At 65.3% G+C, this 21,667-nt stretch carries 12 protein-coding genes; 9 read left to right on the top strand and 3 right to left on the bottom strand.

What is annotated here, in order from left to right:
- Positions 1–39: 39 nt before the first annotated feature.
- A complete protein-coding gene (locus BUS42_RS22115) occupies positions 40–891 on the bottom strand; it encodes an amidohydrolase family protein (RefSeq protein WP_254053665.1) in 852 nt (283 codons plus the stop codon).
- Between the two features lie 255 nt (positions 892–1,146).
- On the bottom strand, positions 1,147–2,940 hold the full coding sequence (locus BUS42_RS22110) for a rhomboid family intramembrane serine protease (RefSeq protein ID WP_083670434.1): 1,794 nt from the start codon (positions 2,938–2,940) through the stop codon (positions 1,147–1,149).
- A 339-nt stretch (positions 2,941–3,279) separates the two neighbouring features.
- Here BUS42_RS22110 and BUS42_RS22105 point away from each other — a divergent pair, with 339 nt between their 5' ends.
- From BUS42_RS22105 to BUS42_RS22065, 9 genes are all read left to right on the top strand, one after another.
- Entirely contained in the window at positions 3,280–3,837 is a 558-nt protein-coding gene (locus BUS42_RS22105; protein ID WP_074309754.1) for a rhodanese-like domain-containing protein, read from the top strand.
- A gap of 192 nt (positions 3,838–4,029) precedes the next feature.
- Positions 4,030–4,707, top strand: coding sequence for a DUF1264 domain-containing protein (locus tag BUS42_RS22100; RefSeq protein ID WP_074309752.1), 678 nt, complete (start codon positions 4,030–4,032; stop codon positions 4,705–4,707).
- 179 nt (positions 4,708–4,886) lie between these two features.
- A complete protein-coding gene (locus tag BUS42_RS22095) occupies positions 4,887–6,905 on the top strand; it encodes a sensor histidine kinase (protein ID WP_254053664.1) in 2,019 nt (672 codons plus the stop codon).
- On the top strand, positions 6,865–7,497 hold the full coding sequence (locus BUS42_RS22090; RefSeq protein ID WP_254053663.1) for a response regulator: 633 nt from the start codon (positions 6,865–6,867) through the stop codon (positions 7,495–7,497). Before BUS42_RS22095 ends, BUS42_RS22090 begins: the two co-directional genes overlap by 41 nt.
- A gap of 276 nt (positions 7,498–7,773) precedes the next feature.
- Positions 7,774–10,773 carry a DUF1553 domain-containing protein gene (locus BUS42_RS22085; RefSeq protein WP_074309748.1) on the top strand — a complete coding sequence of 1,000 codons (3,000 nt, stop codon included), beginning with the start codon at positions 7,774–7,776 and terminating at the stop codon, positions 10,771–10,773.
- Positions 10,774–10,858: 85 nt separating this feature from the next.
- Complete coding sequence (locus tag BUS42_RS22080; RefSeq protein WP_074309746.1) at positions 10,859–12,154, top strand: DUF1501 domain-containing protein; 1,296 nt, start codon at positions 10,859–10,861, stop codon at positions 12,152–12,154.
- A gap of 143 nt (positions 12,155–12,297) precedes the next feature.
- On the top strand, positions 12,298–13,413 hold the full coding sequence (locus BUS42_RS22075; RefSeq protein ID WP_254053662.1) for a 3-keto-alpha-glucoside-1,2-lyase-like domain-containing protein: 1,116 nt from the start codon (positions 12,298–12,300) through the stop codon (positions 13,411–13,413).
- Positions 13,414–13,995: 582 nt separating this feature from the next.
- Positions 13,996–14,421, top strand: coding sequence for a BlaI/MecI/CopY family transcriptional regulator (locus tag BUS42_RS22070; RefSeq protein WP_074309744.1), 426 nt, complete (start codon positions 13,996–13,998; stop codon positions 14,419–14,421).
- Positions 14,418–17,246, top strand: coding sequence for a M56 family metallopeptidase (locus BUS42_RS22065; protein WP_074309742.1), 2,829 nt, complete (start codon positions 14,418–14,420; stop codon positions 17,244–17,246). Before BUS42_RS22070 ends, BUS42_RS22065 begins: the two co-directional genes overlap by 4 nt.
- Positions 17,247–17,321: 75 nt before the next feature.
- On the opposite strand, the gene BUS42_RS22060 is transcribed toward BUS42_RS22065, so the two are convergent.
- Positions 17,322–21,383: a PVC-type heme-binding CxxCH protein gene (locus BUS42_RS22060; RefSeq protein ID WP_254053661.1), complete on the bottom strand. Its 4,062-nt coding sequence runs from the start codon at positions 21,381–21,383 to the stop codon at positions 17,322–17,324.
- Between the last annotated feature and the right edge of the window lie 284 nt (positions 21,384–21,667).

The following is a 21,667-nucleotide window of genomic DNA, read 5'->3' as shown; positions in this document are numbered from 1 at the left end:
TTTCAAAGGAAGGCCCTGTCCGCCTGCTGAGGGTCCGGCTCAGGCGAGGCGATAAACCCGCAGGGCGTTGTCGTGGAACAGCTTTCGCCGCTCGATCTCGCTCCGGTCCTGGACGATCTTCCGCAGCGCCTCGACCCACTGACGCGGGGTTGCGGCCAGGGTGCAGACGGGCCAGTCGCCGCCGAAGATGACGCGGTCGGGGCCGAAGGCGGCGAGCACGTGGTTGACGATCGGGGCGAGGTCGTCGGACGTCCAGGGATCGGGGGCCGCCGAGGCGACGATCCCTGAGACCTTGCAGACGAGGTTCTTCCGTTCGGCCAGGCGGGTGATGTCGGCACGCCAGGGGGCCAGATCCTTCTCGCGGACGCTCGCGTTACCGCAGTGGTCGAGGATGAACGACGTGTCGGGGCAGGCGTCAACGAGTTGGGCGGCGTCGTTCAATTCGCCGGCCCGCATGCAAATGTCGAAGCTCAGGCCCCGCTCCCCCAAAAGCTGGACCCCGCGGATGAACTTCGGGTCGAGGCAGTAGCCCCGCGGCGTGCTGCCACCATGGAGCACCTGGCGAACACCCTTGATCGCCGGTTCATCCTTGTGTCGGTCGAGATAGGCTGCGAAGCCGTCCGAGGAGGGCCGCCCGCCGATCACGGCGCCAACCATTGGGCCGACGTGGCGGCGACAGAGATCGATGACGTAGTCGGCCTCCGCCTTGTGCTGCTCGGGGTCAACGTCCACTTCCATGTAGACCGACTTGACGACGCCCAGGCCCTCGACGGCCTGCAAGTAGTCGTCCATCAGGAAGCTCTTGGCCAGTGGCGTGCCGTCCTTCAGCCAGGGCAGGCGGAACCGGTTCAAGTCCCAGAGGTGCTGATGCGTATCGATGATTGGAATCATTTTCCGAGTCTCCCCTGATGCTGGTGCGCCTGCCACCGCCGGCTCTTGTCCGAAGGCCCGACCCACTCCCTGGGCACCCGATCCTGCGGCCACCGCCAGCGCGATCGCCTGTCCCAAAAACTGCCGTCGCTCGGTTCGCCGCGTCATCGTGATTCGTCCCCCTCGACCGGTCGTTTCCCCCTGACCATCGACCACGAGACGCACCAATGTGCCTCGTCACGTCGCCAGGCAGAGGTCTCAATGAAATCAAGCGATTCAAGGTTTTCGCAAAGTCAATTGGTGGGTTTTGAAATAGGCGTCGCGGAGCGTGCGGAACTCCTCGAGCTCTTTGATGTAAGCCTTGAACGACGCATCCAGACCGTCCGGCCCTTTGAGGAGGCTCGCATCCTTGTCGGCGAAGAACCGGCTCAAGAGAATCAGGGCATGATGCTGATGCGTCCGCGCCTTGCTCAGTCGGTCAACCATGGCCTGGAGCTCCGGATTGCCCACGGGCAGCGTTTCGAGGCGGCGTCCCAGGCTCTCTGACTCGGCGCTCAGGCGGTTCAGCGTCGGCTCGATCTGACTCGCCGGCACAACGCCTTGATCGATGTCGCTCATCACCCGCTCGGTGGCTCGGGAGATGCGGTCGAACTCCTGAAACAGCGGCGCCGACGCTTGCTGAAACGCGTTCCACGCGGGCCCTGCGTTCAGGGCGGACTCGAGTTGGGGTCCCATGGTGGGATCGGCCAGGATCCGATCGTGGGCCCGCTCGATCGTTTGCCGGGTGAGCACAAAGAGTCCAACCGAGAGCACCGCGATGACCCCGACGCGACGCATCAATCCCACGCGATCGGGCCGATTGATGCGGCCGTCGGCCAGAACCAGGCCGACGACGAAGCCCGTGGCCAAGCCGCCGAGGTGGGCGGCCATGTCGATCGTCGGGCTGGTCAGGCCGAAGAGCACGTTGTAGGCCAGGAACCCGAGCGTCCCGGAACGCATCGGTTGCAGGATCGCGGGCGGCACGTCGCGGTGGCGGATGGCGAGGAACCCGAGCAAGCCGCCGAAGACCCCGAAGATTGCGCCCGAGGCCCCCGCGCAGATGAAGGTCGGATGGACGAACAGGCTGGCGGCCGCGCCACCGAGGCCCGCGAGCACGTAGAGCGCGGCGAAGCCGAGGTGGCCGAAGAACCGCTCCACCACGGGGCCGGTCGTGAGCAGGCACCACAGGTTCATCGCCAGGTGGATCAGGCCGAAGTGGAGAAACATGCTGGTCAGGAGCCGCCAGGCCTGGCCGTCGAAGACCACCGAAGGGCCGAAACTTGCCCCCCACTCCAGCATGACGCGGGGCGTGGGATTGATCGGCGAGACCCCTCGTGCGACCATCGCGACGTAGACGAGCACGCAGGCCGCCGCCATCAATGGGGTGACAACCGCGCGTTTGGCCACCAGGGTCTGAGAGTGGTAACCGCGGATGGCGGCCTGGAGCGTCCGCGCCTCGGCATCGGCGGCGACCACCGCCGGCCAGGCCGACCGCGTTTGATCGGCGGCCGCCGGGACGAGGTGGGGCAGGGGCTTCTCGCCGACCATGATCGATCGGACCTCCTTGAGGTATCCGATCAGGGCCTGGAGCAGGGGGATATGCGGCCCCAGGTTGAGCTGCCGGCCCTCGCCGAGGTCGATCACCTTGGTGAGCGCGCCGGTCAGGTCGATCGCCTCGGGCAAATCCTTGTAAGCGATGTACTCGCAACGTAGCGGCGGACGGCCGATGGCCTGCGCGTCCGGGTGGTCCGCATCGTCCCACTCCGCCTCGTCGCGCCGGGGGTCGCCCGCCCAGTAGATCCGTTTCGTCGTCAGGGCGCAGCTCTGGGTCGGCCCCTTGCCGACGATCGCCAGCAAGGTCTCATCGTCCGCGAGGCTCAAATAGTTCGTGAGAGCCGATGCCAGGACCGGCTGAGGGATCTGCGGAGCCACCCAGCCGTGCCCTTGTTGCCCCATCAGGGCGCAGAAGATCCAGGCGATGTGGTCGAAGGTCAGGACATCGTCCCCGCGCCCGGGCAAGATCTCTTCCATCGCGAACCGCGCTCCCTATCCACCGGCATCGAGCCACCACGGCATCGCGCCGTTCCCGGCGGATCTCCATCGTCAACGACCTCTGGAGTTGGCCCGACCATCGTACACGCCCAACGCGACCGGCGACATCCATTTCGGGCCGGCCGAGGCAAGCCCAGGCCAGGCGAACAAGCCTGCGGAGTTCGGGACCTGCCGAGAGAATCGCCAAGACCGGGGAGCCGGGGCCCCAACAGGAGGCAAGACCGTGATTTCTCGATTAGGATGGCAAGGGGGCACCGTTCTCTCGAGAGCCGTTGAAGCCATTGGCCCCGCGTTGAATCGGGATGGAGAGGGATAGCGATGAGTGCCACGACGATCAGACCGAGTGAACTCGAGGAATTGCGCCGCCAGGGAAGTCCGGTCGACCTGATCGACGTGCGGACCCCGGCCGAGTACCGGGAAGTGCACGCCGAGCCCGCCCGCCTGGTGCCGCTGGAGGCTCTCGACCCGTTGGCGATCATGGCGGCCCGCGACAACCCGACAGACGCCCCGCTCTATACGATCTGCCGGTCGGGGAGCCGGGGCCGAGCGGCGGCCGAGAAGTTCCGCGCCGCCGGATTCACCAACGTGATCAACGTCGAGGGGGGCACGCTCGCCTGGGAACAGGCGGGATTGCCGGTCGTCCGAGGCGTGAAGGCCGTCTCGCTCGAACGCCAGGTGCGGATCGCCGCCGGGTCGCTGGTCGTGCTCGGCACCGTGCTCGGGGCGTTCGTCCATCCCTGGTTCCTCGGCCTGCCTGGGTTCGTCGGCGCCGGCCTGGTCTTCGCCGGGGTCACGGACACCTGCGGCATGGCGATGATCCTCGCCCGGATGCCTTGGAACCAGGTCGCTTCCCAGCCGCCGACGAGCACCCCGTGATCGCCAAGGTGGCGGAACACGAACGGGCCATCGAGCCCACCCGTGGTCTGCCGAGCCAACGCAGAAAACAGCCACTATTTCAAGAATGAAGACGATTTCAATTTAAGAGCGGGCGGGACGCCCGCGGTCCCAGGGGAAGACGGAAGTACGCGAGAAGTCACAGCACGTGCCCCCATCTTCGAGGAGATCGTTATGCGTGAGCATCTCTGGTCGCAGTCGAAATCCCGCCCCTCACTCGCCGTCCTGTTTGCCTGCCTGTTCGGCATGGCGGCGGGAGCATTCCTAACGAACCTCTCGAGGCCGTCCCGAGCGCGAGCCGACGACGGCAAGGCCGCCCATGCGCCGCCACCCTTGCCTAGCGTAAAAGCCCCGATTCAGGAGGTGCTCCATTGCCCGCTGGCCTTCGCCGGGGTCCACCTTATGAAGGACTTGCCGGAGCACGCCCAGGTGGCTTATCACTACTGCAAGCCCGTGAATGACGACCTGTCCCAGTGTATCCTCTACGATGGCACCGGACCGGACGCCCATCTCATCGGCATTGAGTACCTCGTCAGCGATGCGTTCTACCAGAAGATGCCCCCCGAGGAAAAACTCTACTGGCACAACCACAAGTACGAGATCGACTCCGGGTTACTGAAGAGCCTCACCCAAGTCGGAGCCGAGGCCAAGCAGACCTTGGCCGCCGTCCGCCCGCTCTGGGGCAAGGTCTTCCACACCTGGGCATCCGGAAAAAGCTACCCGACCGGCCCGCCCCGGCTCTTCTGGAGCGTGACGGGTGAGGATCCGTTCGTCCTCTCTCCCCACGCGAAACTGCCCGTCGAGTTGGAAGCAAGCCAAGCGGATCGACCGGAGAAACCGGCCGGGCGATGAGCGACCGAGCCGTTGCGCCATCGACCCCATCGAAATCACCGGCCGGAGCGAAACCGCATGAGGATCTTTCCAGGAACGATATTACCCATGGCCTGAGGTCACCCTGCATTGTGGTGGATTTTGGTTGCCTCGCTGTGCGCTCAGGCTTGGCCCCCCCTTCGGCCGATCCTCAGTCGTCCTTGCTCACGAATGCTCGCGCGATTCGGCTCCTGGCCCCGGACAAGGCAGCGATGGGGCTGCCGGTCCGACTTGAAGCCGTGATCACCTACTTTGATATGGGCGCGACGACGTTTGTCCAGGACGACACGGGGGGGACGTTTTATCAAGGGCTGCCGCGGCATCCCGATTGGAGATGCGGGCTTCGCGTCCTCATTGAGGGAAAATCGTTTTCGGGGCTGTACGTCCCGGGGATCAAGGCCACCAAGGTGCATGTGATCGGACCGGGAGCGCTCCCGGCTCCATTGCCGATCACGGCCGATGTCCTGGCATCGGGCCGCTATCATTACCAGTGGATCGAGCTCGAGGGGATCGGGCGTTCGGTGACGGTCACCGGGGAGAATACGTCGGTCTTGCGACTGGCGTCAGGGTCGAGTCCGGTGGAGGTTCGGATCGACGAGCTCCCCGCGGGACACCTCGACTTGGTGGACGCCCGACTGCGGATCCAGGGGCTGGCCGCGGGATTCATCAACGATCGCCGGCAACTGGTTCTGCCCCACCTCAAGGTCCGCGGCTTTCGCGACGTGGCGATCCTCGATGCTCCGCCCGACCCGGCCCAACTCCCCTTGGTTTCGGTCGACGACCAGCTCCGGTTCCCCCCCAACGGCGCCTCGGGTCGGAGGGTCAAGGTCCGCGGTGTTGTCATCAGCGATCAACCCCATGAGCCGATCTTTCTGCGTGCCGGAGGGCGCGGGCTCCTGGTCGAGTCGAGGCGCAGCGAAGCGTTCGAGCCGGGAGATCTGATCGAGGTCCTGGGATTCCCCGAGATGGGGACCTTTCGCGCCTTCCTCGCAGACGCGACGACGACGAGGGTGGGGAACGAGCCGGCCCCCACGCCCCATCGCGTGACCGCGCAAAACCTTCTCACCGGAATCCGCGATGCCGACCTGGTTGAGTTGGAAGGGGAGCTCGCGGCGAGCTTCGCCGGGACCGAGGGGGTGGTGCTCACGATCCAGGCGGGGGAGACCGCGTTTCGGGTGCGCTGTCCGAGCGGCCCGCGTCCCCAGTGGACCCAGGGGAGCCGGCTCTCGGTCAGCGGGATCTGCCGGATCGCGGATACGGTCATGGCGGCCCGAAGCTACCGAGTCCAACCCGTCTCGTTCGACCTCTGGGCCCGCTCGCCGGAGGACATCCGACTGCTCCGATCTCCCACCTGGTGGACCCCTCGGCGGCTCACGGCCGCGGTGGCCGCGCTCGTCTCGGCGACCGTGGCCGCCTTGATCTGGGTCTTCCTGTTGCGCCGGCGGATCCGGGAACAGACGGCGATCATTCGATCGCAATTGGCCCGCGAAATCGTCCTCGACGAACGCCAGCGGATCGCGCGTGAAGTCCACGACACGCTCGAGCAAGAGCTCGTCGGTCTCGCCTTGCGGCTCGATGCCGCGGCGAGCGTCGCCGACCCCCGGCTGGTCGCGCTCCTCGAGGCGGCCCGGCACCTGGTCGACCGGATCCACGCCGAGCTCCGGATCCTGGTCTGGGACCTCCGTGAACAAGAAGACGGCCCGCGCGACCTGGGAGAAATGCTGGCGCGGTCAACCCAGGAATTGCAAACGTCACCCACCACCCAGTTGGATCTCACCGTGACCGGGACCCCCTGGCCCCTCGCCGCTCCCGTCGAGCACAACCTGCTCCGGATTGCCCAGGAGACGATCACCAACGCCCTTAAACATGCAGAACCTTGCATGATTCAAATCCAATTATCCTATGATCCGGAAGCCGTCTCGTTGCGGATTCAGGACGATGGCCGCGGCTTCGAGACCGACGGGCCGGCCGCCGTGAAGTTGGGGCACTTCGGCCTGATCGGCGTGCGCGAGCGGGCCCGGAAGATGGGCGCTCAACTTGAGCTGAGCAGCGAACTGGGCCAAGGGACGACGATCAAGGTGACCGTGCCCCGGGCGCGGCAACTCCTGGGGGGAACCGAGCATGGAGGAAGGGAAGGCGATGCTTCAGCCAACCGCGATCACAATCCTGGTGGTGGATGACCATTTCGTCGTCCGTAGCGGGCTGGCCGCATCGCTTGGCCTCGAAGCCGACCTCACGGTGGTGGCGGAAGCGGAGTGCGGCGAAGCGGCACTCACCCTCTACCGCCAGCATCGGCCGGCCGTCGTGCTCATGGATTTGATGCTGACAGGCCTCAACGGCATCGGCGCCACCGAGCAGTTGCGCAGCGAGTTTCCCGAGGCAAAAGTGATCATCTTTTCCACATTTGCCCGAAATGAAGAAATTTACCAGGCGATGCGTGCCGGGGCCAAGGGCTATCTCCTCAAGACCGCCCCCCGCGCGGAACTGCTTACTGCGATCCGCACCGTGTCGGCCGGGAACAGCTACTTGCCACCCCTGCTCACCGAGCGCCTGGCCGAGCGCCTGACCCAGTCGGAGCTGACCCCCAGAGAGCGAGAGATCCTCCAACTGATCCGCCGCGGCCTGAGCAATAAAGAAATTGGCGCCGCCCTCTTCATCGCCGAAGACACGGTCAAACGCCACGTCAGCAACCTGATGCAAAAACTGCAAGCCGGCGATCGCGCCCAGGCCGTCGCCGAGGCGCTGCGGCGGGGCCTGATCACGTTGGATTGATCCAGTGTGTTGGAGATTCCAACCAAGAATGGTGGGCACGGCCCACCAGGGAATCGTCCTTTGAGGTGGGAAGGGGACAGGGAGCTCACGCTCGCCTTCAAGTATTCCATTTCCTGGGACCGCGGGCGGGGTCACCATCTACTGCCTGTATGCACACCAACACGAAAGTGTTAGCTCAAGATCCCTCTTGGGTTGGATCGACGGTCCGCTCTCTTTCGCATAATGTGATTCCAATAGTCCCACTCCCGCCTTCCAAAACAATCAGCAGGTTTGCCGATGTCATCATTCCCACGACTCCGGCCGCTGGTCGGTGGAATCCTCGTCGCGCTGGGCGTCGGCGGCGGAATTGGCGCCGGGCCGGCCGCGGCGAAGAAGGAGCCAAAGCCGGACCTCGGGCTTCACGTCGTCCCGGCCGTGGACCACGATCGGCTGCCGAAGGATCGGGTGTTGGTGGAGATCTGCGAGGAAGGCGTCCCCATCGACGACACGTGGTCGCCCACGGCGCTCACGTCGAAAGAGTCGTATTCGGCGGACGCGTTCGGCTTCTCCCGGACCCCGTACAAATATATCGACACGGGGATCCGCGCGGACCGCCCCAACCCGTTCGTGCTCCGCGCCGTGGCCCGGATCGACCTGCCGGCCGGGAGTCACCGTATCCTGCTCCGAGGGCGTGGGGCTTCGCGGCTGCTGGTCGATGGCACCCTGCTCTTGAAGACGCCGTTTCCGCCCCCCATCACCGATGGTCACGCGACGATCCCCAACGACAGTTTGAACCTGGCGCCTGACTTTCGGTTCGCTCCTCCGGGGAATCGCGAGAGCTGGACGACCTTCGTGAGCCCGGGAGGGACGCACCTCGTCATCCTCGAGACCATCGTAGGGGGCCGGAAAGGGAGCGCCCGCCGTCCCGAACTGGGCGAGACGGTCGCCGCGATCGCCACGGAAGGGTCGGAGTCGTTTCGCCTGCTCGCCCCGCGCGCGGTCGTGGCGTACAACGACGCCGGCTGGCGGGACTACGCCGAGGGCGAGTCGCTCGCGATCGCGCGGATCGACGCGGAACGCCGAGCCGCCGCACTCCACGAACATGCCGCCGAGTGGGAGCACCGACGCGAGCGAGGCCGGCAGTGGCTCAGCGCGACGGCCGAGCCGGTCGTCCCCGAACTCTCGAAGGACGTCCCGGGCTTCAACGCCATCGACCGCTTCCTCAGCGCAAAGCTAACCGTGGCGGCCCAGCCGACCGACGAGAAACGGACGATCGACTTCCCCAAACAGATCCGGCCGATCCTCGAAGCCAAATGTTATTCCTGCCACCAGGGCCAGAAGGTCCGCGGCAAGCTCCGGCTCGACCAGAGCGAAGGGATCGCGAAAGGGGGGGCATCGGGCGAGCCGGCCGTCGTGCCCGGTCAGCCGGACGAGAGCCTGCTCATCGACCGGGTGACGAGTACCGACAAGCTCGAGGCCATGCCCCCCAAGGGGGATCGCCTCTCCGCGCCTGAGGTTCAACTCCTCAGGCAATGGATCGAGGAAGGGGCCTCGTGGAACCCGCTGCACGAGCAGTCGATCACGCCGCTGACGGACGACCTGCCGTTTCTCCGCCGGGTCACGCTCGACACCGTGGGGGTGATCCCGACCGAGGCCGAGGCGCTCGCGTTCCTCGCCGACCCGCGCCCTGACAAGCGGGCCCGCGCAATCGATCGCCTGCTGGCCGACCCGCGCTGGGCCGACCAATGGATGGGCTACTGGCAGGACGTGCTCGCGGAAAACCCGAACATCCTCAACCCGACCCTGAACAACAGCGGCCCGTTCCGTTGGTGGATCTATGAGTCGCTGCTTGATAACAAGCCGGTGGACCTGTTCGTGACCGAGTTGATCCGGATGCGCGGCAGCCTCAGCCTCGGCGGCCCGGCCGGGTTCGCGATGGCTTCGCAGAACGATGTTCCGATGGCGGAAAAGGCCGTGATCGTGAGCGCGGCCTTTCTGGGCGTCCAGATGAAGTGCGCCCGCTGCCACGACGCCCCCGCGCACAAGTCGACCCAGCAAGATCTCTTCGAGCTGGCCGCCCTCCTTGGGGAAAAGCCAATCACGCTGCCGAAAACGAGCAGCGTGCCTCCCGACAAGCTCCACGGTCAAGGCCGCAAGTCGCTGATCAAGGTCACGCTCGCGCCGGGGACCGTGATTCAACCGGCCTGGCCGTTCCCGGAATTCGCCTCGGCGGACCAGCTCACGGCGGACTTGCCGAGCGACGCCACGCCACGCGACCGCCTGGCGGCCTTGATCACAGGGGCCGGCAACGAACGGTTCGCCCAGGTCATCGCCAACCGGGCCTGGAAGCGCTTGCTGGGTCGAGGGCTGGTCGATCCGGTGGACGACTGGGAGAAGGGCACCGTAACTCATCCCGAGCTGCTCCGCTACCTGGGCCGCGAGCTGGTCCGAGAAGGGTTCGACCTCAAGCAACTCGTCCGGCTGATCCTGAACTCGCACGCCTACCAGCGCGGGGCGGACCTCGCCCTGACGGAGACCGATCCGAACTTCGCCGCCCGGGCGCAACGGCGGCTGTCGGCCGAGCAGATCGTCGACTCGCTGTTCCACGCGACCGGCAAGCCACTCGAGATCGAGGAGGTCAATCTCGACCTCGACGGCCGACGTGCCGTCACCAACTCGATCAACCTCGGGAAGCCGAGGCGCGCCTGGCAGCTTGCCTCGACGTCGAACGAGCGGGACCGACCGAGCCTGGCCTTGCCGCGGGTGCAGGCCGTCATCGACGTGCTCGAGGCGTTCGGCTGGCGTCCCTCGCGGCAGGACGCGGTCACGACTCGCGACAGCGCCCCCAACCTGATCCAACCCGCCGTCCTCGCCAACGGCACGATGGGCGTCTGGCTCACCCGACTCTCGGACGACCACGGGATCACCCATCTCGCCCTCGAAGATCAAGCCCTCGAACGCCTGGTGGATCGCCTCTTCCTCCGGATCCTGACTCGCCAGCCGCTCGAATCCGAACGGCAGTCGATCGTCGCCTACTTGCGGGACGGCTACGCTCAGCGCGTGCTCGAACCGCCCGCGCCGACCCCGGGGGCCGCTCCCAAGGAACGCCGACCCCCGCGCTACGTCTCGTGGTCAAACCATCTGACCGAAGAAGCGAACATGATCAAGGTGGAGCGCCAAGCCGAGGCGAGACGAGGCGACCCGCCGACCGATCGGCTCAACGCCTCCTGGCGCGGTCGGCTCGAAGACGTGCTCTGGACCATGCTCAACTCTCCCGAATTCCTCTTCACGCCCTGATTTGCAGGTGTAGGCATCGGTGCAATGGTGGACGCAAATCCACCCGAAATCACCACATCAGACATGCTTTGGGGAAGAGCCTTTCATGGATACCCAATCTCCCATGTTCAATCGTCGCGCATTCCTGGCGGCCGCCTCCGCCTCCCTGTCGACCACGGCATTGCGGGGCGTGCCCTGCCTGGGCGAGTCGACGGCCGCCCCGGTGCGGGGCAAGGCGGAGCAATGCATCTTCATCTGGCTGGGCGGCGGCATGTCCCAGATCGACACGTTCGACCCGAAACGGCTCGGCGTGCCCAAGAAGCGTGAAGCGGGATCGGCCTATCAGGCGATTCCGACGGCAGTGCAGGGGGTGCAAGTCAGTGAGCACCTCAAGCGCACGGCCCACTTGATGGACCGGATCACGGCCGTCCGGACGGTGAATCACAAGGTCATCGACGAGCATGCGTTCGCGACCAACCTCGTCCACACCGGGCGGCCGACGGGGGGCACGCTCATCTTCCCTTCGGTCGGATCCGTCGTCGCTCATGAGCGCGGAGCGGCCGCCGAGGGGGTGCCTGCCTACGTCTTGATCGGATACCCGAACGTGAGCCGGGGGCCTGGCTTCCTCGGACCCAAGGCGGGGTACGTCTACCTGACCGACACCAAGGCCGGCCCTGCCGGGTTCTCCCGACCGGAGGACGTGAGCGTCGAACGACAAACCGCCCGGACCCAGTTGCTCCAGTCGATCGGCCGCGAGGCCGCCAAGGCCGCCCCCGTGGCCGACTACGACCAGACCGTCGCCGAAAGCCTGCGGCTCGCCGGCCCCAAGTTCATGAACGTTTTCCGACTCGAGGACGAGCCGAGCAGCCTCCGCGAGAGCTACGGCGGTGAGTTCGGCCAGCGCTGCCTGGTCGGCCGCCGCTTGATCGAGTCCGGCGTCCGGTTCATCGAGATCTCGCACAACCTCGGCTTCCTCAACGGCACCGGGTGGGACACCCACAACAGCGGTCAGCTCAAGCAACACTTGCTCATCCAGGAACTGGATTCAGCCCTCGCGACCCTGATCACCGACCTGGAACAGCGCGGCTTGCTCGACAGTACGCTCATCGTGATCGGCACCGAGTTCGGCCGTCCCGCCCAGTTCGACGCAGGAGGGGGCAGGGGCCACCAGGGGACCACTTTCAGCCTGGTCCTCGCCGGCGGCGGCCTGCGGCACACCGGCGCCTTCGGTGTCACCGACGAGTTGGCCAAACTGCCCGTCGAAAATCCCGTCTCCGTGCCCGACTTCCACGCCACGATCTACGCGACACTCGGGATCGACACCACCAAGTCGCTCAGCGGCGGCCCTCGCCCCGTGCCGATCACGGACGGCGGCCGGCCCCTCGCTCAGTTGGTCGGATAAATCAAAGTCAAGTGGTGCGTTTTCAGAGAGTGCCCGAACCGCCGAACCGCCCTCGCCGGATCAGGCCCTGGCATCTCAGGCGGTGAGTCGGGAGAATGTGGCAAATCGCTATCAAGCTCGTGTCGGCCCGGGAGTTGCCACGCATGCCTCTGCCTCTCTCTCCACGATCGAAGCTCGCCTGCACTGGTGCCATCGCCCTTTCCGGCCTCTTCGCCTGCCTGGCGGCCGATGGGGTCCGCACCGGAAACCCGGTCACACGCTGGCGTCAGCACGACATCCAGCGCCCCAAGCCACCGGTCGTCGAACCCTCGGAAGCAGGGATCGTCACGAAGCCCCCGAAAGACGCGGTCGTCCTGTTCGACGGCACCAACCTCGACGCCTGGAAGTCCCCCGCGGGAAAGCCGTGGAAGGTGGTCGACGGCACGATGGAGACGGTGCCGGGCTCCGGAATGATCGAGACAAAAGGCAAATATGGCGATATCCAGCTCCATATCGAGTGGGCCGCCCCCAATCCACCGAAGGGGAAGGGGCAGGACCGCGGCAACAGCGGGATCTTCCTCATGGGCCAGTTCGAGATCCAGGTGCTCGACTCCTACAAGGCCGAGACCTATGCCGACGGCCAGGCAGGGGCGATCTACGGCCAGTATCCCCCCTTGTTCAACGCGTCGCGCCCGCCCGGTGAGTGGCAAGCCTTCGACATCGCGTTCCGCCGCCCCCGGTTCGATTCGTCCGGAACACTCCTCGAGCCGGCGCGGATCACCGTGTTCCACAACGGTGTTCTGGTCCAGAACAACGAGGAGCCGTTCGGGCCCACCTCCTGGCTCAAGTGGCTCCCGTATGAAGATCAGGGCGAGCGCGGACCGATCACGTTGCAGGACCACAATCATCCCGTCCGGTATCGCAACATCTGGCTCCGCGAGCTCCCCAAACGCCCCGCCCCCCCCACGGTGGTCGACCGGCCGAAAACCGTGAAGCTCGCGACCGACCTGCTGGATCGTTACGCAGGGCAATACCGCTTGAATCCGAATGCCAAGCCGAACGACCCGCAAGCCACGATCGCACGCGAAGGGGATCATCTGACCATATCGTTCCCATTCCGGCCCCGGCCGCTCGCCCTCGAACCGATCTCGGAAACTCAGTTCGACATGCCGTATACCGACGGGCGATTCACGTTCCAAACGGACAACTCCGGCCAGGTCACAGGCGTCCATTTCCGGATCGGCGACGGCGAACGGCAGTTGATGAAGTCCAAGCCCTGATCGATAAGGCAGAATGGATTTCCTGATTTGATGCTGAGTTCCGGGTGGCCCCAATGACGAGCCACCCGGAACTCTTCGCATTCAGGGACGAACCCAAAACCCAGAGCAGACCCCCGTCTCTCTTCCCGCTGGGACCGCGAGCGACCCGCCCGCTCTTGATTTGCCTTCCCAATCAAAACCAAGACTGTAGACAAGTTAAAATTCCCCATAAATCGTGACGGCTAAAGACACCGAGATCTCGTTCCCACGCTCGGCGTGGGAATGCCGTCTGCGACGCTCCGCGTCGTCTTGTCTTCCCCGGCGAGCGGGCCGCAGAGCGGCCAATACGGCATTCCCACGCCGAGCGTGGGAACGAGTTTCTCCCGTGAACTTCGGCCCCCGGGGCCGACAGGCGGCCCGCTTTCCTTGCGACTAACTCTCAAAATCCATTCAATTCTAGAAAATTGCAGGCATGACGCCCGCGGTCCCAGGGGAGGGGGGGACTTCCGGCACAGCGGTTAGATCACCTCTTGACAAGCCGTTCTAATTTTACAGAATGAGAACCCTCATGATTGCGTCGTGGAAACGAGGAGCCGAATCCCAATGGCCAGACCCCCCAGTGCGCACCCGACCGACGCCGAGCTGGAGATCCTCAAGATCCTCTGGGACGCCGGCCCGTCCGAGTTGGGGCCGATTGTCACCCGCTTGAACCTGGGCCGAGCCGTGGCCACAACCACGGTCGCCACCACACTCAAAATCATGATGCAGAAGGGGTGGGTCGAGCGGCGCCAAGGGGATCGGGGCTACCTCTGGGCCGCACTGGTCAGCCAGAAGGAGGCCACCTCGGGACTGCTTCGGAAGCTTCTCGACCGCGCCTTTGACGGCTCGGCGGGGCGGCTGGTGGCCCGGCTGGTTGAAGACGGTGCACTGAGCCAGCGCGACCGCGACGAGATCCGTCGGCTGCTCGAGACGCACGAAGCGGACGCCACCCCGAAGAAGAAGAACGGCCCAAAAAGGAGTCAGCCATGACGCTCACGGCACTGACCGCATCGCGGCCCTGGTTGCTGGTCGGCTGGACCATGCTCCACTTCCTCTGGGTCGGCGGCCTGCTCGGGCTGGTGGCCGCCGGGCTCCGCCGAGTCCTCCGCAAGGCGCGCCCGGAACTCCGCTACACCATCGCCATGCTCGGGCTCGCGGCGCTGGCCGGGGCGCCCGTCGTGATTGCCTCGTTCCTGCTCAAGGCCTCACGACCCATGCCCCCTCAGATCTCGATCACGAGCCTGCCGACCACGCTCGCGGTCGAAGCGACGAGCCCCCGGATGATCCCTCGGGAATCGTCGCCCCCAATCCGGCCGATCTCGGTCCCACCTCAGCTCGAGAGTCGAGCCCTACCGCCAGCACGTGCGGCCCTGGAATCGTCCCTCCTGACGGCCGCCGCGCGGGGCCTACCAGGGCTCTGGCTGGTGGGAGCGCCGGCGACGTTCGCTCTGCTCGCCACCGGCCTGATCGGCGCTGAGCGACTCCGGCGGCAGAGCCGGCTTGTGACAGACGGCGAACTCCTCGACCGCTGCCGCCGTCTGGCCAAGTCCATCGGCGTCGTCCGCCCGGTCGCCCTCGGGGTCTGCGACCGCCTCGTGACCCCGGTCCTGCTGGGCGTCGTCCGCCCGATGATCTTGCTACCGACCTCGGCGCTGACCGGTTGGAGTCCCGAGCAGGTCGAGATGGCCCTATTGCATGAACTCGCCCACATCCGCCGGCTTGACAACCTGTTCAACCTGGTGCAACGGACCATCGAAGCGGTGCTCTTCTTCCACCCGGCGGTCTGGTGGGTCTCGGCCTGGGTCCGCCTGGAACGAGAGCACTGCTGTGACGAGGTCGTCATCGCTCAGACAGGGCGGGCTCGCCCCTATGCCGAGTTGCTCGCCGCGCTGGCCGTGCCCGGCGCGTCGTCTCCCGGCCGCGCCGCGGTGGCCATGGCCGAGGCCCCGATCGTCGTTCGGATTCGTTACATCTTGAAACTTGAGGACAACCCGATGCGTCTCTCGCGTGCGTTCGTTGCTCTCGTGCCTGGTCTCCTCATCGCCCCCGCCGCCCTCATCACCTCGCAAGCCGGGCCGCCGGATCAAGCGGAAGCCCGACCTCCTGCAACGGCCGACCGCCCCGCGGCAACCCAACCTGTCAACGTCCGACTGGAATCGCTCTTCCGCGAAGCCAAGAAAGGGGTACAGGCAATCAAGGAGAAGACAGGGCGAGTCATGGCCCTGATTCAAATCGCAGAAGCCCAGGCACGGACCGGGGACCGGGACGCAGCGGGCCAGACGCTTGCAGAGGCTGCGACCATCGCCAGGGAAATCCGCAACGAAGACTCGAAGTCTGTCCCTCACCCCTTGTACTTCATCGCCGAGGCTCAGGCCGAGGCGGGCTTTCGGAACGAAGCGATCGCCTCGCTGAGGACGCTTCTGCAAATCGCCGAGACGCCCCCCCAAAGGGAGTTCAAGAAGGGTGAGTTCAACAACAGCGAGGTCAACAAGCCCACCCACTACCGGATGATGGTCGGCGCCCAGGCCAGATTGGGAGACGAGGAGGGCGTCCGTCTCACGCTTGAGAAGGGGCGGCGTTTCCACGCATCAAACCAAGATAAACTACGCGAAATCAGCACATCACGATTACTAGTCGCCTTGCAAGCGAGTTCACGCGACTTGATCGGGGCGCTTCGCATGCTTGACGACCCTGCTTTATTCCAGGGCCGGAATGCCGTGAGCGACCGCCACTTCGCCTTGCTCGACCTCGTTCGCGAGCTCAAGGCAGGCGATGATCAGGCAGCCGCACCGATTCTGGAACGGGCGAAACAGTCCACGGAGGTCAACACCGACGAGGTTCGCAAACCATGGGCGAAAGAACGCTATGGAAATGGCAGCCAAAATCACGACTTGGGTATCATCGCCATGGCCGAAGCGAGACTGGGACGTTTCTCCGAGGCGGCGAAGACGGCCCGGACCATCGACCCGCTACGCGTGAAGCCCGTCGAAAAAAACAGAGACGTTGCAAGCAATATCACCATGGAAGGGACAATTACATATACCGTGACAGGGTCGCTCCAATATAAGGATTTGGGCTCCTCATCGAGTAACGTTGTCAAGTTTACGAAATCCTTCGATTCTGAAATCGAAGACCTTGATACCGAATGGGACAATAAAGCCGCTAAGCTCGCCTGGATCGGCGAAGCGCAGGCGAAGGCCGGTGAGCAGGCCGGCGCCCGCGGCCTGGCCGAGGAGGTCGTTCGCATTGCCGAACGGATCCGTTCCCCTCGCCGGAAGCAAAGCCTATACAAGGCTGCGATCCAGATTCGCCTGCTAACCCTCGACTTCGAAGAGGCGCTTCGGATGAGTGAGGGCAAGTTCATGAATGCCGATATCGAGGTCGAGAACCACTTGCTCGTTGCGAAAGCTCAATCGGAAGCAAACGACAAGGCCGGTGCCCGGGCGACACTCGACATCGCTCTCCGACGTCTCAAGGCCCGGATCGACCACATCGAGCAGGAAGATGCCACTGAGGACCCCTCTCTAACTCGAGAACGCCTTCTTGGATACGTCGGATTGATCCAGGCGAGGCAGGGAGATCTGCAAAGCGGCCTTGCCTCGATTAAGAGAATCGCCAACAGGAAGCTCAAGTCCGAAGCGATCGCGCGTCTGGGCAAGGACCGGGCCTCGATGAACGACCCGGACGGGGCGATCGAGGTCGTCAGTCGGCTCGAGCTTCCGGAGGAAAGAGCCGAGGCCGTGGGGTTCGTTATGCTTGGCCTCCCTCACCCCATCGAGGCCGCGAGTCAGCCGGGCAAAGCCAGCCCACGGTGAACCGTTCGCGGAAATACGAGACGCCGAGGCATTTGACCTCGGCGTCTCGTAGGAATGCCTCAATGAAGCGGCCCGTCAATCCACAACGGCCGGCGCGGGGTCCAACGACCTCGATCCTGCCGAAGAGGTGGAAACGGGGTTCGGCACCGCGGCTTGGCCAGCCGGGATCAACTCGAGCCGGAGGTCCTTGTAGCGGACTTCGGTCGGACCGCCCGAATGGAGCTGGAAGGCGAAGATCCCGCGGCGGGCACCGGTGGGGTCGTCGAGGTCGGCACACGCCTTCCCGTTGATCGCCGTCTTGATCTTCGAGCCAACAGCCACGATTTCATACGTGTTCCACTCGCCCATTTTCACATAACGCTCTCCCGACTCTTTCCAGAGCAGGCCCCGGCCGAGTTCCTCGTAGACCTTGCCCCACCAGTCGGGGCCGATGTCGGCCTGATAGCCCTTGACCTCGTCATGAGGCGCGGCCTGGCTGCGGAACTGGATGCCGCTGTTGCCCTGATTGGCGACGAGCTTGACCTGGAGTGTCAGCTTGAAGTCGGAGCAGAGCAGGTCCGATCGCAGGAACGTGTTCTGCTTGAGCCCGGCCGTCTTGCCGACGATCTCGCCGTTTTCGACGGTCCAGAGCGTCGGCTCCCCTTGCCAGCCGGTCAGGTCGCGGCCGTTGAAGAACGAGGTGACGTTCTCGGCCGTGGCGAGCATCGGCACTTGCGCAGCGCTCGCGAGATAGGCGACGAGCGAGCGGACCTCGTGGTCGCTCAGCGGTGTGAACAAGTCGTCGGGCATCATCGACTTCTCGCTCGGGCGCCGGTCCTCGACCTCGGCCTTGGGGACGGTGACCGTCTCGTTGGCCGTGACGATCGTCAGGGCGTCCTTGTCCTCGTCCCGAAGGATGCCGGTGAGGACACGGCCGTCGGCGGTGGCGATGACGTGCGCCAGGTAGTCTTTGCCGATCAGGGCGCTGGGGTCGAGGACGTTCGAGAGCAGGTAGTCGAGGTCGGACCGGTTCGATCCGGTCAGTTCAGGGCCAACCTTGCCGCCGACCCCGAACAAGGTGTGGCACTGCTGGCAGGTCTTGGCGAACACCGCGCGTCCGAGCGCGGGGTCAGGGGCCTGACGCGGGCGAGCGGCCAGCTTCGCCTTGGTGGTGGCGATCAGCTTCGCCTTATCCTCGGTCGTCTCACGAACCGCCCCCCAGTGCTTGGCGATCTGGGCGTCGACATCCTTGTCTTTGTGGTTGCGCAACTGACGGATCAGGTCGGCCGACAGGTCGGCGGATGAGACCGTTCCCTTGCCGACGGCAGCCAGCAGCGGGCGCGCGAAATCCACCCGCGCCGCCAGGGTGTTCAGCGCATCGCGTTTCTCGGTCGGCGTGAACTTGGCATAGCCGCTCAGCACGACCTCGGGGGTCTTCGGGTCATCGAACGCCGCCAGGGCGCGGAGGGCAGGGCTTCGGAAGGCCGGGTCGGCAACCAGGACCTGCAAGGTCGGGACGGCCCCCGCGTCCTTGATCTTGACCAAAGCGGTCAACGCGTTCTGTCTCAGAGCGACCTCCGCGCGGGGGTCGGCCAGGGTCTTCCGCATCGCCTCGAGAGCCGAGACGTCGCCGAAGGTCACGCCCAACGAGGTCGAGAGCGATCGGACCGCGGGGTCGGTCGCCTTGGCCAGCTTGGCGAACGCGGCGGGCCAGGCGGCGGGCCGGCCGACCTGGCGACGCCCCTTGAGCGCATCGTTCAAGCCTTGCAAGAAGGCGAGTTGAAGCTCGGGCCGGTCCACGCGTTCCAAGGTCTCGACGAGCAAGGCAATGGCCTCGGGCGTGCCGATCGCCCCGATCCGTCGCGCCATGAACGGCAAGAGGGTCGGGATCTTGGCCTCGGTCGCCAGCCGGAGGGCGCGAGCGGGGTCGGCGACGGCCAGCGGCTCGGCCGCGTACCACTCCATCAAGGGGAGGTTGTGATCGCCCGCGTCCTCACTCCACTGGGTGAGCGCTCCGAGGATCTCCCAGCGGTCGGCGCCTGGAATCCGCTGCAAGGCCGAGGCGAGGTAGAGCCGAACGACCGGTGACGCATCGGTCTTGGCTCGCTCGGCGAGCCAGCCCAGGACCGACTGCGACGGTGGCGTTTCGCTGGCGAACTGGACCGTCCAGGCCCGAAGGTAGGGGTCGCGATCGCCGAGGAATGTCTTGATCTCCGCCTCGTTAAGTCCGCCCGCGGCCTGCAGAGTCCAGAGACCGCGGAGCCGATGGATCGGATCCTTGTCCTGATCGATCAAGGCATGCAAGCCTTCGCGAACCTCGGGCTTCGCCCCCCGCTCCTGAAGGATCCGCCGCGCATGACGCGCAAAGAAGTCGTTGGCATGGGTCTGGAGCTTGACGAGGCTGGCGTCCGTCGCCTTGTCGAGGTTCACCGGGGAGTGGGACGAACCTTGATACGAAACCTTGTAGATCCGCCCATTCGTGCGGTCGTGGATGTGGATGTTGTGGTCGTGGCACTGCTGGCGGTCGTACCAGTCGATGAAGTAGACCTGGCCGTCGGGCCCGTACTTGAGGTTGATGATCTGCGACCAGCTATCGTTGGCCATAAGGAAGTCGGGGGCATGCTGACCGACGAAGCCGGAACCGCGAGGAACGAGAACGTCGCGGTTCAACCGCCCGCCATGAATGTTGTTCATGAACAGGGAACCGCGATACTTGTCGGGCCAGGCGCCGCCGAGGTAGATCATGGCACCGGCGTGCGCGTGTCCGCCGCCGGCATCGCCCGATCGGCCGTTGCCCGCGTGCGGGTTGGCGCCCAGGTAATGGCGGTGGTCGGCGATCGTCTTGATGTCGTCATAGGTGTAGGGATTGAAGTGCGGCCCGGCCTGCCGTTCGTAGCGCCCCCCTTGAATCATCTGGTAGAGGTGGGGGATCACGCAGGCGGTCTCGAACGCTTGCCCGTGCTCGTTGAAGTCGATGCCCCAGGGGTTGCTCGTCCCTTGCGAGAAGACCTCGAACTGATGCTTCGTCGGATGATACCGCCAGATCCCGGCGTTGATCGGAACTCGCTGCTCATCCGGAGTGCCGGGCTTGCCGACCCGTGAGTGGGTGAAGACGCCGTGGCAGCCGTAGAGCCAGCCGTCGGGCCCCCACGTGAACGAGTTCAAGGTCTCGTGCGTGTCCTGATATCCCCAGCCATCGAGCAGGACCTGGGGGGGCCCGTCGGGCCGGTCGTCGCCGTCCTTGTCGGGGATGAACAGAAGCTGGGGCGCGGCGCCCACCCAGACACCCCCAAAGCCGACCTCGATGCCGCTGACCAGGTTCAACTTGTCGGCGAACACCTTCTTCGAGTCGAACTTGCCGTCGCCGTTGGTGTCTTCAAAGATCAGGATCGTGTCATGCGCCTGGTCGTCGGGGAGGCGAATCGGATACGAGTGCGCCTCGGCGACCCAGAGGCGGCCCCGGTCGTCGATCGTGAAGCCGATCGGCTGATGGACGTCGGGTTCGCCAGCGAAGAGGGTGACCTTGAACCCGTCGGGCACGGTCATGGCGGCCGCCGCCTCGGCGGGGGGGAGCCCGGCGTGGAGGAAAGCATCAGGCGCTGCGAGAACGCGACGGGGGTCGGCGACGGGTCGGGTCGCGTGCAGCCGGAAGTCATCGAAGTTGAGGTGCCCCCAGCCGCCGCTCTGCTTGTCCACGAGCCGGACGACCAACTCCTGACCGCGATAAGGGGTCAGGTCGACGACCACGCGCTTCAACTCCTCGGTATCATCGCCCGAGACTCGCGAGACGACCTGCCCGTTCTCCTTGCGGACGAGCTGCACGCAAGTCTCCGGCGACGATCCGCCGGCCACGAGGAAGCTCGCGAACGGCTGAGTCACCTGAAACGGCAAGGAGGTCAAAGTCCCTTGCACCTGGTCGCCGTTGCGTTCGTAGGTCCCCACCCAGAAGTTGCCGGCATGACCACTCTTCATGTCCGATCGTCTTGATTTGACTACGTCTCCCTGGATCGGCTGGCCGGCGAATGCGTCGCCCTCGGCCGTCCAGCCCTTGAGCGATCCGGCCTCGAAGTCGAAATTCAGAGGCTTCCCCGCCCGGTCGGTCGGCGCGACTCCGAGGTCAGCCCCCTCGGTTCGGGCCGCAAAGAGTAAGGGGGACAAAGACAAAATCAACCACAATCGGAGCCGTCGATGACCCGTCATTCGCGATTGCCTCTCATAGACCCATCACCAGGTAACGCCTGGGCTCAGTTCGTGCGGCCAAAATTCTCGGATCCGTCACCCGGACGTGTGCCACCCCAGGAAATCGTTCCGGGGCAAGCCAGCTCGCTGAGGTTGCGGGCAAACTCTCGAGCATACCGCCTGGCGGGTCCCAGGTCAGCAGAGTTCCGCCGATCCCTCTCCGTTGCCATTCGCTCGCCCTCCCCAAAAAAAAGAAGGCGAGC

The organism is Singulisphaera sp. GP187, assembly GCF_900129635.1.
Taxonomy (GTDB): Bacteria; Planctomycetota; Planctomycetia; order Isosphaerales; family Isosphaeraceae; genus Singulisphaera.
Note: the sequence above shows the minus strand (reverse complement) of the source record. Positions and strands in the feature narration are given on the sequence as shown.

Coding starts and splice junctions, on each gene's coding strand:
- BUS42_RS22115 (WP_254053665.1), bottom strand. CDS start 891: ATGATTCCAATCATCGATACGCATCAGCACCTCTGGGACTTGAACCGG.
- BUS42_RS22110 (WP_083670434.1), bottom strand. CDS start 2,940: ATGGAAGAGATCTTGCCCGGGCGCGGGGACGATGTCCTGACCTTCGAC.
- BUS42_RS22105 (WP_074309754.1), top strand. CDS start 3,280: ATGAGTGCCACGACGATCAGACCGAGTGAACTCGAGGAATTGCGCCGC.
- BUS42_RS22100 (WP_074309752.1), top strand. CDS start 4,030: ATGCGTGAGCATCTCTGGTCGCAGTCGAAATCCCGCCCCTCACTCGCC.
- BUS42_RS22090 (WP_254053663.1), top strand. CDS start 6,865: ATGCTTCAGCCAACCGCGATCACAATCCTGGTGGTGGATGACCATTTC.
- BUS42_RS22085 (WP_074309748.1), top strand. CDS start 7,774: ATGTCATCATTCCCACGACTCCGGCCGCTGGTCGGTGGAATCCTCGTC.
- BUS42_RS22080 (WP_074309746.1), top strand. CDS start 10,859: ATGGATACCCAATCTCCCATGTTCAATCGTCGCGCATTCCTGGCGGCC.
- BUS42_RS22075 (WP_254053662.1), top strand. CDS start 12,298: ATGCCTCTGCCTCTCTCTCCACGATCGAAGCTCGCCTGCACTGGTGCC.
- BUS42_RS22070 (WP_074309744.1), top strand. CDS start 13,996: ATGGCCAGACCCCCCAGTGCGCACCCGACCGACGCCGAGCTGGAGATC.
- BUS42_RS22065 (WP_074309742.1), top strand. CDS start 14,418: ATGACGCTCACGGCACTGACCGCATCGCGGCCCTGGTTGCTGGTCGGC.